Origin of the sequence: Xanthocytophaga agilis, assembly GCF_030068605.1 — a bacterium.
GTDB lineage: Bacteria > Bacteroidota > Bacteroidia > Cytophagales > 172606-1 > Xanthocytophaga > Xanthocytophaga agilis.
The window spans coordinates 504,964-518,197 of record NZ_JASJOU010000002.1; the positions used below are offsets into that span (position 1 = coordinate 504,964).

The window sequence follows — 13,234 nt, forward strand, 5'->3', positions numbered from 1 at the left end:
AGAAAGAATAATACAGTCGTTTTTGATAGAAATTGTTTGACTCACATTCAAGAAAGAAATCCAAATTCGCGCAAAGCATGTGGAAAGTTTTTGCTCTCGTGGCTGGGTTTGCTCAACTTTATCAGGGCAAAGCGTTGCAAAGGAGTTAATGCACGCCATTGTTCCAATGAAATTTGTGTATGTAAGGCCTCTACTTTTTCCTGTAAACTTTCGGGTACTTGTGTACTATCCAGCCAGGCAGGATGAGTATCTACAGCCAGATCATCTGGTAAAGATTGAGTATATTTCTGGACAAGTTTTTGCAGAAATTCCCGGTATGCCTGGATATCGTTTTCTTCAAAACAAGGTAGTTCAAACAGTTGATCCCTTTCTTCTTTGGTAAAATCATTCCATTCGGACAACTTTAGCTTTATACCACAAGTGTCCAGCTTACAACGAACACCCATAGGGATACATCGCATGGATTCAATAAAGTCAGCTTCAAACCGAAAATAATCGTTCATGATAATCATTCAGAAATGTACTGTAAAAGTACAGTCTTTTCGTAAGTATATTTTCCTATACTAACATTTTTTAACAGCCTGTTGTTTTTATTTTCACGCTTTCTGAAAAACAATATCTTTGAATAACAAATTCCTATTATAAAGCTGGACAATACATGAAAAATGTAACGGGTATACATTTTTATACGTATCCTGTCTAAAATATCCTATTCATAAGCAGCATACCTTGTTTTGATATGCCTCATATTTTATACAAACCCTAAACACCTAACAAAATGTTTCGATCAGGCAAAGTTCGCATCTTTCTTGCATTAGGCATTGCCCTTTTTTCGCTGATAAGCTACTATATGAAAAGACAGGACAATCCTGTCACAGGCGAAACCCAACATGTAGATATGACTGTGGACCAGGAAATTGCTCTGGGCTTACAATCTGCACCCGAAATGATTCAACAATATGGAGGAGAGTACCGCAATCAGCAGGACCAGGATCGGGTAGAACGCATCGGGCAAAAATTGGTAGCCTCTTCTCTACCTGAAAATCAGCCTTATAAATTTGACTTCCACCTTTTGGCAGATCCACAAACTATTAATGCCTTTGCACTTCCTGGAGGCCAGATATTTATTACCTATGCGTTGTATAGCAAATTACAAAGTGATGATCAGTTGGCAGGTGTATTAGGGCATGAAATTGGGCATGTGGTAGAAAGGCACTCAGCACAGCAAATTGCACAGCAACAATTAACTCAAGGACTTACAGGAGCTGCAGTCATTGCCAGTTACGATCCGGATAATCCGACAGGGAGTATTGGTAAGGCAGCAATGGCAGCATTGATTGCCAATCTGGTAAATATGAAATATGGTCGCGGAGATGAACTGGAATCAGATAGAAATGGTGTCTTTTATATGGCAAAGTCAGGCTATAATCCAGAAGGAATGATAGGTGTTATGGAAATTCTGGCCTCTGCCGGAGGAGGTCGTCAACCTGAGTTCTTTAGTACACATCCTAATCCTGAAAATCGGGTTACCCATATCAGAGAAGCCATTGAAGAGCTTAATCAAAAGGCTGTAATGCCCTAAATAATAATGTGCGAACATAAGTTCAGAGCCTATACTTTTTAAAAAAGTATAGGCTCTGTTTATTTTGGAGTCTGCGGTGAATTCCGATCAGATTTTGTTTTGCGGTGAACGATGCGCAAGACAAAAAAGTGATCGGAATTCCGGTCAAAATGAAAAATGATCGGAATTCCGATCAAAAATATTTGTAATTACATGTCTATATCACGCCTTCTGTAAACATATCCTGCTGTGAATTCAGCGAAAATCTATTATCAAAAGCGATACTCATATAGGTAGTATACTCATTCTTACTATCTGAATAGTAGAAAATATGCCTAAAGCGCCAGATAATCTATAAAAAACAGTATCTTTCCTCTATATCAGACCCTACCAAACATTTTCGAAAACTTCTACTGTTTATCCTCATGCGTACACGTCGTGATTTTCTCAGAAAAGTAGGCGCAGCTACAGGTGCTGCTACACTATTGCCAACCTTCAACCCGCTAAAAGCACAGGATATTCTCTTGGCAGGCGAGCAAATTGCTCATCTCTCACCTCTTCAGGCAGCTTCTGACGAAGATTATTGGGCCTCTATTCAACAAGCCTACACTGCATCAACAACTATCATCAATCTCAATAATGGTGGAGTAAGCCCTCAGCCTACTATTGTGCAGGAAGCTCAGGATCGTTACACCAGAATAGCCAATGAAGCCCCATCTTATTATATGTGGCGTATTATGGATCAGGGAAGAGAACCTATACGTAGCAAGTTGGCAGATCTGGCAGGTTGCTCCCCGGAAGAAATTGCAGTAAACCGCAATGCTACTGAAGCATTGGCAACTATTATTTTTGGTCTTACACTTCGTAAAGGCGACGAAGTAGTGCTTACAAGGCAGGATTATCCCAATATGATACAAGCATGGAAGCAACGGGAGATACGGGATGAAATTAAACTTAAATGGATCAATCTGGATTTACCAATTGAAAGTGATGAGGTGTTTGTACAGAAATTTACAGAACAATTCACTGCCAAAACAAAAGTTGTCTATATCACCCATATGATTAACTGGACAGGTCAGATACTACCTGTACGTAAGATTGCTGATGTTGCTCATGCCCGCGGTATCGAAGTAGTAGTAGATGCAGCCCATACATTTGCCCATCTGGATTATAAACTACCTGATCTGGGAGCAGACTATGCAGGTACTAGTTTACACAAATGGCTCTGTGCTCCCTTTGGATCGGGTATGTTGTATGTTAAAAAAGAGAAAGTCAAAGGTCTATATCCTCTTTTCCCAAATGTCGATCCCAGAATAGATGATATCCGAAAGTTTGAAGTATTAGGTACGCGCTCCTTTGCGATTGAACAAGCAATTGGCCAAGCCATCAATTTTCAGAATGCAATTGGTACTAAACGCAAGGAAGAAAGATTGCGTTACCTCAAAAACTACTGGTGTGATAAAGTAAAAGATCTGCCGCGCATCAAACTGAATACATCATTGAAACCAGAATATTCCTGTGCATTAGCTAATTTTACAGTAGAAGGTATGGAACCCGGAGCTATTGAATCCTTCTTATTCAACAAATATAAAATTCATACTAGTCCTATTGTTTGGGAAAACATTAAAGGAGTGCGGGTTACTCCTCATGTGTATACAACGTTGAAAGACCTTGACAGATTAGTAGAAGCGATTACATATCTTTCTAAAAATAAGATCTCCTAAAGAATGAGTCATCCCAGATTTTGGATGTGATTCTGTCTGAAATAGTAAACAAAGCCTATACTTTTCAAAAGTGCAGGCTTTGTTTTATTCTGGATAGCTTGCTCATTTCGCTTTTTTCAGCTCTCTTCCTAAGTTCCGTTATTGTTCCTTACATGGTTCTACTTACGAGCTGTTACCCTTTTTTGTCCTTCTGTAAGAATCTCGTGGCAAGACCGGTGGCATTTGGATTTGGAGAAAATCTTTTCAGAATCCAAACATAGCTCTATTTGTCACGAGATCCTTTCAGAAGGACAGAGAGAATGTTTTTCTTTAACTCCATACGTCTTTTCCTGAAAACATATTGGGCTGGGCAGGCTAAGTGGCTAACCTCACTACAGAAGGAGGCTAACGCACCTACACCAACTTACCCGATTAAAATTATCATAAATCTCTTTGTAGCTTTTTTCTAAAAATTCGAGACAGCTGATACTATTATCGTTTGCTGCTATCTTCCATATTCAGATCATTATCAAAAGGACTTTTGGTAAACGGATAGACCAATTGGCGCAGATAACCTTTTGGATAATTTCCTTCTTTTACACCAGTAGCCTCAGGCCATACATTTCCAGGCAGGTAGTAGGTACCAAATATCCGGTCGATAAATGGAAAATGGATGGCAAAATTCTTTCCATAATGTGCCGGATCTTCACAATGATGCCAGTGATGAAATTGAGGTGTTACAAAGATGTATTTCAGAAATCCGAAATTGATATTTGTATTGGCATGGATTAATACAGCATGAATAGACACAAAGATGATATAGGTATTGAAGACTATTTCTGAAAATCCACAGATGTATAGAGGTAAAAAAGAAATAGAACGTGTTACAAAGATATCTACAAAGTGAGTGCGTGATCCGGCTAGCCAATCCATGGCCCGTGTAGAATGATGCACTGAATGAAAACGCCACAGGTATACATGTGAATGAAAAATGCGGTGTGCCCAATACTGAAACAGATCCGTTACAAATAATGCCAGCAAAAACTCTACTACAAAAGGCAAACTCTGTACCCAGCCATGGATCTGGTCCAACCCTACCCTACCAAACAACAACTTGGCAGGAGCCTGAGTAATTACACCAAAGAATTGAACAAATAAATGGCTGATTACAAAATAAACCAGGTCAGTACGCCATTCATCATGAAAGCGGGATTGATTCTTATTCTTAGGAAATGCCATTTCTATAGGCACAAAAATAATCGACAACAGAAGCAGGTCAATCAGTAGCCAGTCAAGGCCAATATGCCAGAGGGTTTTGTCTACAGATCGGGGTTGAACATTAAATCCTCCTAATGCAATAGCCAAAGCAGATAATAAAATGCCAATCACAGCTAATTGCTTTTTATTACTCAATAAGAAACTGAGTGTAGCAAAGAAAAAAGAAGCGATAATCACTCCCATTAGAATGGCTTTCATCATTTCACCGGTATATACCTCGCGAAACTCAGGTGTCGTAAAAAATTCAGGATAATGGAAACAGAAGACTGCCAGAATAGAAAGTACTCCCAAAAAGATAGAGATGTAGCCGCTGATGAAGCCTTCTCCAATCACCAGCCGTTTGTTAGTTGACATAATTAGATGTAGAATAGAAGTGGGTTGTATTGAGAAAATAGCATTTATACACTGATGTACAAATAGTTACCAAACTGTTACATTAGTAACAATTTGGTAAACAGGTAAACTCAATTGTACCTACTTCTTAAAAGGAAACTAAAACTCGTGCGTTTATATTCTCAGCACAATCACTAAAACTGAATAAGGTCTTACTGAATGACTGAGTAAGCAATAATGGAATATCTTCGTAATTGGCACCCTGTAGCTGATTACCTTTAAAATAGGGAACCTGATAACCGGGTAATTGGTCTACACAAGTCATTAACAAATTCTTTTTCAGCCCATATGAGTAATTATTATCACACTGTAAGGCATAATTCAGTAAGTCAATGTCCAGTGGGCTGACCCGAAATACTCCCTGGTGTTCATTGTATTGATTGGTTTCATTCTCATTATTAATCAATGAAAGAGATATTTCTTCATGGGTCATTGGCCCTTGTCCATGTCGTGTCTGATAGGCACGAGTAATATAAAATAACTCAAGATCAGAAAGTTGCGGCTTCAGGTACTGGTCTACGAGAGCCAATGCATTTTTAGAACAGGTATTGCTACGGGTCACATGCGGAAAGAATCCAAAGTCCATATCCAGCAATAAGCCTTGTGCTCCTTCAAATACAAATGTCTGCCACGGAGTATTTTCTGTAAAAACCTCGGCAGTTGTCACAAACCGGACAGCATGTTGGTTTTGCAAGCGAAGCAGATCTGCAACTGTCTGAGTAAAATGTTCGTCGGCTGCATCGTGTTCCAGTGCATCAAAATCAAAGCTAGGCTGGCTTTCTAACTTCTGCCGGTAATATTCCCGAATGGTTTTTAATTTGATCTTACAGAATTCCGGGAAAAGCAGATCCTGAGCAAACAACTTCACAGGCGACAATTGCTGCCGTTCTATGGTTGCCCCAAATCCCATTCCACAACTACCGTGGCGGGAATTGCCTCTGGCAGTTTCCAGAACTCTATTATACAATACATCGTAGTGAGTTGTCACTGCACATAGATTATCAACAAGCAATTCAGGCTGGACGCCTAATTTTCGCAGAGCCGCATATTCTTTCAGCATAGATCCGGGGGAAAATGTACAATAGGCTGACCAATAAGTTGGCACCCCACGCAATGTGCCGGAACCAAAATTGGAAAAGACATGTCGTTTACCATCTGATGTTGCTACTGTATGGCCTGCCTGTTGTCCTCCATTAAACCGGATCACCAATGGAGAAGGATGTTGCAGACACAACATATCTGTTGCCAAACCTTTGCCTTCATCTCCAAATCCCGAACCAATAACAATAAATGCTTTTTTGTGCAGTGTTTTCATAGTTGTATATATTTCACTTCCAGCCCTCAAAATGTTTCAGACTGGAAGTGTATGTTATTGGAGAAACGATATTACAGCTTAAATATTCTGTTTACCAACCCTCCACTGTTATTTTTAACCAATGCATCTGCTTTTACATTAACCAATGCCTTAGCTACTGTTTTGGAAGTAGATGCATCAAAAGAATGCAAAATCTTGCTTAACTCTACTCCGTGAATCACGGCAACCGTAGACGCAATGGTCTCAGCAATAGCATTGTAATCATCCAGTACAATCAGACGTTCTCCTAACAATTTCTTCCAATATCCTAAAACGGTTGGATCATCACGATAAGAGGCCTCGTTAATGTGGATATGGAAAACATTGTAACTACGCTGTACTTCTTCTAATAACTGCTTATCTGTCAAATCAGTAGACTCCGTATACCCCATGATATATTTCAGACGGGCAGCATCCAGTTTACTCCAAGCAGCTTCATCACCAATGGTAAATAAAAAGCCTTTCTGTCCGCGTTTCTCAAAACAGTCACAAGAAGTATGTCGTGCACAGAATAACCAGCCAAGTGTATATGATTCCATACACTGTCCACCTCCACCACCTTCAATATAAATTTCGGTCAGCCATTTGTCCAATTCATCTGTACCACTTTCAAACTGAGCAACCTGCAATGGATAACTATCTGTAACGTGGTCTCCAATAGCTCCAAACATAATCTGAGGGTGCTCAATACCGTGACTGATTAGTGTATTCATCAGAGATCCCAGTTTTTCACGAACCAGAATTTCAGGAATACGTCCCATACTTCCCGTTACATCAAGAAATACTGCGATAGATAAAGAGTCAGGGTGGATGTCCGAGTCACGGCTTTCCCGGAATTTAACCCCAATCGGTGACATCAATGAACTAGCTTTACCTGTTTTATTATTGGCAAAAATGTCATCTGTACTCAAGTTTGCTTTTGAACTTTTCAGATGCTCATAGGCATCATCAGACCAACGTGTGTATCCCATAGTTGTAGTTAATTAAGTTAGTAATAGATTGATTATTAGTTACATAACAAGCTTCTAAGGAAGCATGGACTTATATATTTAATTCATGATACTGAGGTTTTCCAAATATGGATCGTAATAACTGTCTGTAATCATCATATGTTTGATAAGCTTCATAATGAGGTGCAATCAAAAAGTTAATCAGATGCTCGTTACATGTTTTTTTCAACTTCACCCCATTTCCAGACTTGTCACCTAGTAAGTAGAGAGCTGTACGCTGTGCCAGACTTACATCTACATACGCAATAGCCTGCTTTTTGTCAAATACAATCTGAGGATACCAATCCAGATACTTTCCTGAGACAGTGTTCAACTTACTCTTCATTGGTCTCACATGATAGAATGACAGACAGACAATTCCATGTGTTTCAGGCACCACACAAAATACTTCCGGATTAAACCCTGCATGGCAATATCCTATCTGATGCAACCAGGCTGTAAATTCCAGCATACGGCTCATAATCCAGCTTACATGTTCCTGAGGCAATGTCAGATGAGAAAAAGAAACCATACGATGACTGTAACTAATCCGAAGATAATCTCCTTCCAGCTTCATGGAGGTTGGCAGATATTTCTGAAAGTGTCTGGAAGAATCGTCATTCAACTTCATCAGTCGATTGTAATTCTCCAGAGACCGCAATAGCTGCTCTTTCTCCCCTTTGCATAAAAAGGTTTTATCATCTATCTGTTGTATAAGGCCTGCATCATCTTCGATCTTGTTAAGTTGCTCCATCTCCTCCTTAAATGCATTGAGCTTTTCAACTGCATCATTTGCACCTGCCAGCGAGCATACATCTGGGTGAATCAATTTCACATAGTTCACATACTCTTTTCGATAGTTGTTTCTGGTCAGCAGATCTTCCGCTTTGCTTGCTATCTGTATTCTAACCAGTAAATCTTCAGCGTTCATTTTTATCTTATTGTAATTTATACACCAAAGTTAGTGTACGAAAAACACTCTACCAAACTTTTAGTCGAAAAAATTTTTACAAGCTTTACGCACATCATCATAAAATGCTAAAATTCAATAATTTACAACAAAGAAAACACTCAAACACCCGCTTCAGTATCAGATATGCCTCTTTGCATTACTAAGGTTCCTGTATACATTGCAGGCAGATATGTGTTAATCTGTTTATATTCTATGTCTCATTTTCGGCAATTCTCGTTTAAGCAATTCGGATACTTTGATTTCAATTTTGATATTCAGGAACAACTACAGAAAAAAGACTTCAAGGAGTATATCAAGATTGTGTTTTTCAAAGCAGGAGCTCAGGTAGTAGTAGACTTTACAGAGTATATACTTGAACAGGATGCACTGTTTTTTATCAATGCAGGACAGTATTTTGCCTTTAACAATGATAGTACAGGTACATTGCTATATTATAACCGTGACTTTTACTGTGTAGAAATACATGACAAGGAAGTAGCTTGTGATGGCATCCTCTTTCACAATGTCTATGAGATACCTGTCATATTTATGAACCAAGAAATATCTGCTATGATGCAGGCCATTCTGGCAGAGATAAAACAGGAACTGGAGTTGAACGATACCACTATGGAAGAAATGCTTCGCATTTTACTGAAACAGGTGATTATCAAATCTACGCGGGTATGGAAACAAAGTCACCAGTTTACCAGTGAAGAAGTCAATCAGGAAGTAGAGTTTTCACGTACCTTCAGCCAGTTGGTAGAATGGAATTATACACGCTTTCATAGTGTTGCTGATTATTCCGAACTACTACATATAACGCCCAAAGCATTGAACAAACGTATTACCCGCTACAGCAATACATCTCCTAACGAAATCATCAAAAATCGCATTATACTGGAAGCCAAACGATTGCTGGTTCATACGCAATTAAGCGTTAAAGAGATCGGGTACAAACTTGGCTACGAAGATACCTCCTATTTTATTCGTCTGTTCACCAATCATACAAGTAACTCTCCTCAAAGCTTTCGCTTACACTATCAGAACACGTGATTTCTGCAGGAGGAAAAAAGTGCTATATGTGTCTACAATCGTACATTGAAGCCAGCTTACCAGCCTCATACCTTTGTGTCATTCAATTACTAATCAAAACGACACAAACAATGAAAACCCCATCTAATTTCGGTAAAGCACTACTTCTAGCAGGCATATTGACAGTAAATCAATCAGTAATCGCTCAACATATAAACCCTGCGACAGACCCAAACATTGAAACCCGAACCAAACAATTTCTAAATGCACTGAATGCAGGAAGTGGGAAACCACTGGAACAGTTATCTCCCAAAGAAGCCAGAGCTGTATTGACAGGAGCCCAGTCTTCTGTAAAAGTAGATCTTTCGGGAATCACAGTACAAGAGAAAACGATTACAGTCAACAACCAGTCTATTGTATTGAATATTGTCAAACCTGCTAATGCCAAAGGACTTGTATCTGTATTCATGTTCTTTCATGGTGGCGGCTGGGTATTAGGTGACTTTCCTACTCACCAACGGCTGGTACGAGATCTGGTAGTTGGTTCAGGATCAGCAGCCGTTTTCGTTAACTACACTCCTTCCCCGGAAGCTCACTATCCGGTTGCCATTAATCAGGCATATGCAGCCACTGAATGGGTAGCCGCCCATGGAAAAGAGATTGGTATTGACAGCAAACGTTTGGCAGTAGCAGGTAACAGTGTGGGAGGAAATATGGCTGCAGTAGTAGCACTTATGGCCAAAGATAAAAAAGGCCCTGAAATCAAGTTTCAATTATTGTTATGGCCTGTAACGGATGCAAACTTTGAAAATGTATCTTACAACCAATATGCAACAGGCCGATTTCTAACTAAAAACATGATGATCTGGTTCTGGGATAATTATACGACTCATGCAAATGAACGCAAAGCAATCTATGCTTCGCCTTTGCAGGCTACTACAAACCAACTAAAAGGATTACCTCCAGCACTGATACAGGTAGCAGAGAATGATGTATTACGTGATGAAGGAGAGGCATATGCCCGTAAGATGGATGAAGCAGGTGTAGATGTAACACTGGTACGGGTACAGGGTATGATTCACGATTATGGCTTGCTTAATCCATTGGCTACTGTACCTGCGGTACAATCGGCCTTGCGTTCAGCGGCTACCGAACTTCGCAATGCATTGAAATAGGGAATAGCTAAGATTCTTCAATTGAGTAAAAAACCTGCATCTAAGATCATTATGTTGATCATAGATGCAGGTTTCACACGCTAATTAGTTTCTTTTCTCAATAGAATAAAGTTGGCTCATTAAAACTACAACCTTTACATATCTGCTTCCTCACAGTAAAATAGATACCACTTCCCTTTGACTAATTTAAAGCGAATCTCAAAGTAAAAACTACTATCAACCAACCAAATCTTTTCTGTTATGACATCTTGTGACTGCAAGCGGGTTGTTTTATAGTGAGTTATCTTAATGGTATCATTATTTACAATCATAAACTTAGGTAGTGTATCTATCCTATCAATTGGAACTTTTAAAATTACCCAGTTTGAAACCGTCCATTTCTCCTTTACTATTTGCCCTGCACGATTTTCTGAAATTTTATGTCCCTGCAAAGGGAATAAAAGTCTTTCCTTTTGAAAAGAAGAATCCTGATGAAATCGGATATAAAAATCTTTGAAGTTTTCCTGCTCAATATGTGTTACATCAATCATTGATTCTATTGTCTTTTCCTGATTACGTTTATCATTAAAAATGGCAGAAAACAATAGAAAACTACAATACAAAGAAAAACGCATAAAAGATAGATCACAAAGTTTATATGATAGATAAGCCTACTTTCTACCAAAGTCAGCAGGGTTTTCACCCCACACCTTTGTCTCCCACTTTAAAATAGGATTAGGGTAGGTATTTTCAGCCAGCCATTTTTCTGCCCGATCCAGTAATTCAAATAATTTATCATTATTATCTGTAGGCTCCAGTTTGGTCCGATGTTTCTTGGCCTGTACCCACTTAATGGCATTGACACTATCTGAATAAATAGGCAATCGGCTTCCTAGTCTCTGAAGATAGGCCAGTCCATGTACAATTGCCAAAAACTCTCCAACATTATTGGTCCCATCTTTAAATGGTCCCTGATGAAAAAGCTGTTCTTTTGTCTTGGTATTAACACCTCTGTATTCCATATCTCCGGAAGCCGTATTCCAGGCTGCATCTACCGAAATACTTTCCAGGATAGGCTTTCCAATCTTTGCCTTTTCTAATGGAGACAAATCCGAGCTACTCTTCTGGTTTGCATTTTTAAAAATGTGTTTTTTGCTATTTTCACCAAAAGCCTGTTCTGCCAGCTCCTTTGTTTCAAAGGACTTATATTCAGCACCGGCAAATCCATCAATTTGTTTTTTGCATTCGTCCCAGCTGGTATATACTCCAGATTCACGACCTTTCCAGACTACATAATATTTTTGCTTTGCCATAAGTAGATAAAAAGAAAGTTCAGACAAACGCCTGAACTTACAATATAATCAACTAATCTTTTATTTTTAATTACTGTACTTATTCGGACGTGTTTTAAAGCTTTTTTGAATTTCCTGCACAGCCGCTTTAAAATCCTTGTCTGTTTTCAGCATATCATTCACCGACTGAATGGCATGAATAACTGTACTATGATCACGTCCTCCAAAGTGGTATCCAATAGACTTCAGAGAGAAATCGGTATATTCTTTTGCAAAATAGATAGCCACCTGACGAGGTACTACTAGTTCTTTTTTACGGCTTTTGTCTTTCAGATCATCTACTGTTACCCCAAAATGTTCTGCTACCCTCTTTTGTATTACCTCAATATTTACCTCTTTGTCTACATGCTGCACAATATTCTGAATAGTCCGTTTGGCCAGATCCAGATCAATCTCCCTGCGATTGAGTGAAGCTTGAGCCATTAAGGAAACGATTACCCCTTCCAGTTCACGGACATTGGTATCAATGCTATGAGCAATGTACTCAATCACATCTATATCCATGGCAATTCCTTCAGCCTGTAGTTTTTTCTGAATAATTGCGATACGTGTTTCCAGATCAGGTTGCTGTAAATCGGCACTCAATCCCCATTTAAAACGCGAAAGCAAACGATCTTCAAAACCTACTAGTTCCCGAGGAGAACGGTCAGTGGTCATGATGATTTGTTTTCCAGCTTGATGCAGGTGATTAAAAATATGGAAGAAGCATTCCTGGGTTTTTTCTTTACCTGACAAAAACTGCACGTCATCCAGCACTAGTACGTCTACCTGTAAGTAGAAGTTCATAAAGCCCTGCATGTTGTTATTTCGTACAGCTTCAATGAATTGATTGGTAAACTTCTCACAGGACACATATAAAACAAACCGCCCTACATCATGTTGTTTGATGTAATTTCCGATAGCTTGCACAAGATGCGTTTTTCCCAATCCCACACCACCATATAATAACAACGGGTTGAAGGATGTAATACCAGGCTTTTGCGCCACAGCCATACCAGCCGAACGTGCCAGACGATTACAATCTCCTTCGATAAAGTTGTCAAAGTTATAAATAGGATTCAGATAGGATGCATATCCATTGCCTTCCAATTCATACAAATCAAATGGACTTTTGTATTTATCAGCATGGATATCAACCTTCGGATCTTTATTCTGTGGTGTTTTATTGGTTGGAATATTGATCACATAGGCTCGGTTCTTCTCATTTCCCTTATCAATCACAACCTGGTACTCCAAACGGCCTTCTGGTCCAAGCTCTGCATCAATAGCTTTACGTAATAAATACACAAAGTTATTTTCCAGATGCTCATGCACATATAGAGTGGGTACCTGTATGGTGAGGACATTGTTGGCGAGTCGTAATGGAACAATGGGTTCAAACCATGTCCTAAAATCCTTTTCGGAGACACTTTCTCCTATGATTTTAAGACAGTTATTCCATACTGTTTTACTGTCCTTTAGCATCC

At 39.2% G+C, this 13,234-nt stretch carries 12 protein-coding genes; 4 read left to right on the forward strand and 8 right to left on the reverse strand.

The features are described from left to right. Positions 1–47: 47 nt before the first annotated feature. Entirely contained in the window at positions 48–503 is a 456-nt protein-coding gene (locus QNI22_RS08925) for a nitrate reductase associated protein (RefSeq protein WP_314510304.1), read from the reverse strand. A 275-nt stretch (positions 504–778) separates the two neighbouring features. Between QNI22_RS08925 and QNI22_RS08930 the strand changes: the two genes are divergently transcribed. Continuing rightward, a complete protein-coding gene (locus tag QNI22_RS08930; protein ID WP_313975207.1) occupies positions 779–1,582 on the forward strand; it encodes a M48 family metalloprotease in 804 nt (267 codons plus the stop codon). 404 nt (positions 1,583–1,986) lie between these two features. Continuing rightward, positions 1,987–3,285, forward strand: coding sequence for an aminotransferase class V-fold PLP-dependent enzyme (locus tag QNI22_RS08935; RefSeq protein ID WP_314510305.1), 1,299 nt, complete (start codon positions 1,987–1,989; stop codon positions 3,283–3,285). A gap of 471 nt (positions 3,286–3,756) precedes the next feature. Here the strand turns inward: QNI22_RS08935 and QNI22_RS08940 are convergent, their stop codons facing one another. From QNI22_RS08940 to QNI22_RS08955, 4 genes are all read right to left on the reverse strand, one after another. Continuing rightward, on the reverse strand, positions 3,757–4,896 hold the full coding sequence (locus QNI22_RS08940) for a sterol desaturase family protein (RefSeq protein WP_314510306.1): 1,140 nt from the start codon (positions 4,894–4,896) through the stop codon (positions 3,757–3,759). A gap of 127 nt (positions 4,897–5,023) precedes the next feature. Then, a complete protein-coding gene (locus tag QNI22_RS08945) occupies positions 5,024–6,250 on the reverse strand; it encodes an adenylosuccinate synthetase (protein WP_314510307.1) in 1,227 nt (408 codons plus the stop codon). A gap of 71 nt (positions 6,251–6,321) precedes the next feature. Continuing rightward, positions 6,322–7,260, reverse strand: coding sequence for a hypothetical protein (locus QNI22_RS08950; RefSeq protein ID WP_314510308.1), 939 nt, complete (start codon positions 7,258–7,260; stop codon positions 6,322–6,324). 70 nt (positions 7,261–7,330) lie between these two features. Further along, positions 7,331–8,209 (reverse strand): hypothetical protein, encoded by an 879-nt coding sequence (locus tag QNI22_RS08955; protein ID WP_314510309.1) that lies wholly within the window; start codon positions 8,207–8,209, stop codon positions 7,331–7,333. 234 nt (positions 8,210–8,443) lie between these two features. On the opposite strand from QNI22_RS08955, the gene QNI22_RS08960 reads away from it, so the two are divergent. Both QNI22_RS08960 and QNI22_RS08965 read left to right on the forward strand, forming a co-directional pair. Then, positions 8,444–9,283, forward strand: a complete 840-nt coding sequence (locus QNI22_RS08960; RefSeq protein ID WP_314510310.1) for a helix-turn-helix domain-containing protein — start codon at positions 8,444–8,446, stop codon at positions 9,281–9,283. Between the two features lie 110 nt (positions 9,284–9,393). Further along, complete coding sequence (locus tag QNI22_RS08965; RefSeq protein WP_314510311.1) at positions 9,394–10,437, forward strand: alpha/beta hydrolase; 1,044 nt, start codon at positions 9,394–9,396, stop codon at positions 10,435–10,437. Between the two features lie 134 nt (positions 10,438–10,571). On the opposite strand, the gene QNI22_RS08970 is transcribed toward QNI22_RS08965, so the two are convergent. The 3 genes from QNI22_RS08970 to dnaA form a co-directional block, all read right to left on the reverse strand. Next, positions 10,572–11,051, reverse strand: a complete 480-nt coding sequence (locus tag QNI22_RS08970) for a hypothetical protein (RefSeq protein ID WP_314510312.1) — start codon at positions 11,049–11,051, stop codon at positions 10,572–10,574. Positions 11,052–11,087: 36 nt separating this feature from the next. Then, positions 11,088–11,729 carry a ribonuclease H1 domain-containing protein gene (locus QNI22_RS08975; protein WP_314510313.1) on the reverse strand — a complete coding sequence of 214 codons (642 nt, stop codon included), beginning with the start codon at positions 11,727–11,729 and terminating at the stop codon, positions 11,088–11,090. 66 nt (positions 11,730–11,795) lie between these two features. After that, a complete protein-coding gene (gene dnaA, locus QNI22_RS08980; protein WP_314510314.1) occupies positions 11,796–13,232 on the reverse strand; it encodes a chromosomal replication initiator protein DnaA in 1,437 nt (478 codons plus the stop codon). Positions 13,233–13,234 lie beyond the last annotated feature (2 nt).

Excerpts from the sequence above, each read along its gene's own strand:
- QNI22_RS08925 (WP_314510304.1), bottom strand. The coding sequence starts at position 503 with ATGAACGATTATTTTCGGTTTGAAGCTGACTTTATTGAATCCATGCGA.
- QNI22_RS08930 (WP_313975207.1), top strand. The coding sequence starts at position 779 with ATGTTTCGATCAGGCAAAGTTCGCATCTTTCTTGCATTAGGCATTGCC.
- QNI22_RS08935 (WP_314510305.1), top strand. The coding sequence starts at position 1,987 with ATGCGTACACGTCGTGATTTTCTCAGAAAAGTAGGCGCAGCTACAGGT.
- QNI22_RS08940 (WP_314510306.1), bottom strand. The coding sequence starts at position 4,896 with ATGTCAACTAACAAACGGCTGGTGATTGGAGAAGGCTTCATCAGCGGC.
- QNI22_RS08945 (WP_314510307.1), bottom strand. The coding sequence starts at position 6,250 with ATGAAAACACTGCACAAAAAAGCATTTATTGTTATTGGTTCGGGATTT.
- QNI22_RS08950 (WP_314510308.1), bottom strand. The coding sequence starts at position 7,260 with ATGGGATACACACGTTGGTCTGATGATGCCTATGAGCATCTGAAAAGT.
- QNI22_RS08955 (WP_314510309.1), bottom strand. The coding sequence starts at position 8,209 with ATGAACGCTGAAGATTTACTGGTTAGAATACAGATAGCAAGCAAAGCG.
- QNI22_RS08960 (WP_314510310.1), top strand. The coding sequence starts at position 8,444 with ATGTCTCATTTTCGGCAATTCTCGTTTAAGCAATTCGGATACTTTGAT.
- QNI22_RS08965 (WP_314510311.1), top strand. The coding sequence starts at position 9,394 with ATGAAAACCCCATCTAATTTCGGTAAAGCACTACTTCTAGCAGGCATA.
- QNI22_RS08970 (WP_314510312.1), bottom strand. The coding sequence starts at position 11,051 with ATGCGTTTTTCTTTGTATTGTAGTTTTCTATTGTTTTCTGCCATTTTT.
- QNI22_RS08975 (WP_314510313.1), bottom strand. The coding sequence starts at position 11,729 with ATGGCAAAGCAAAAATATTATGTAGTCTGGAAAGGTCGTGAATCTGGA.
- dnaA (WP_314510314.1), bottom strand. The coding sequence starts at position 13,232 with ATGCTAAAGGACAGTAAAACAGTATGGAATAACTGTCTTAAAATCATA.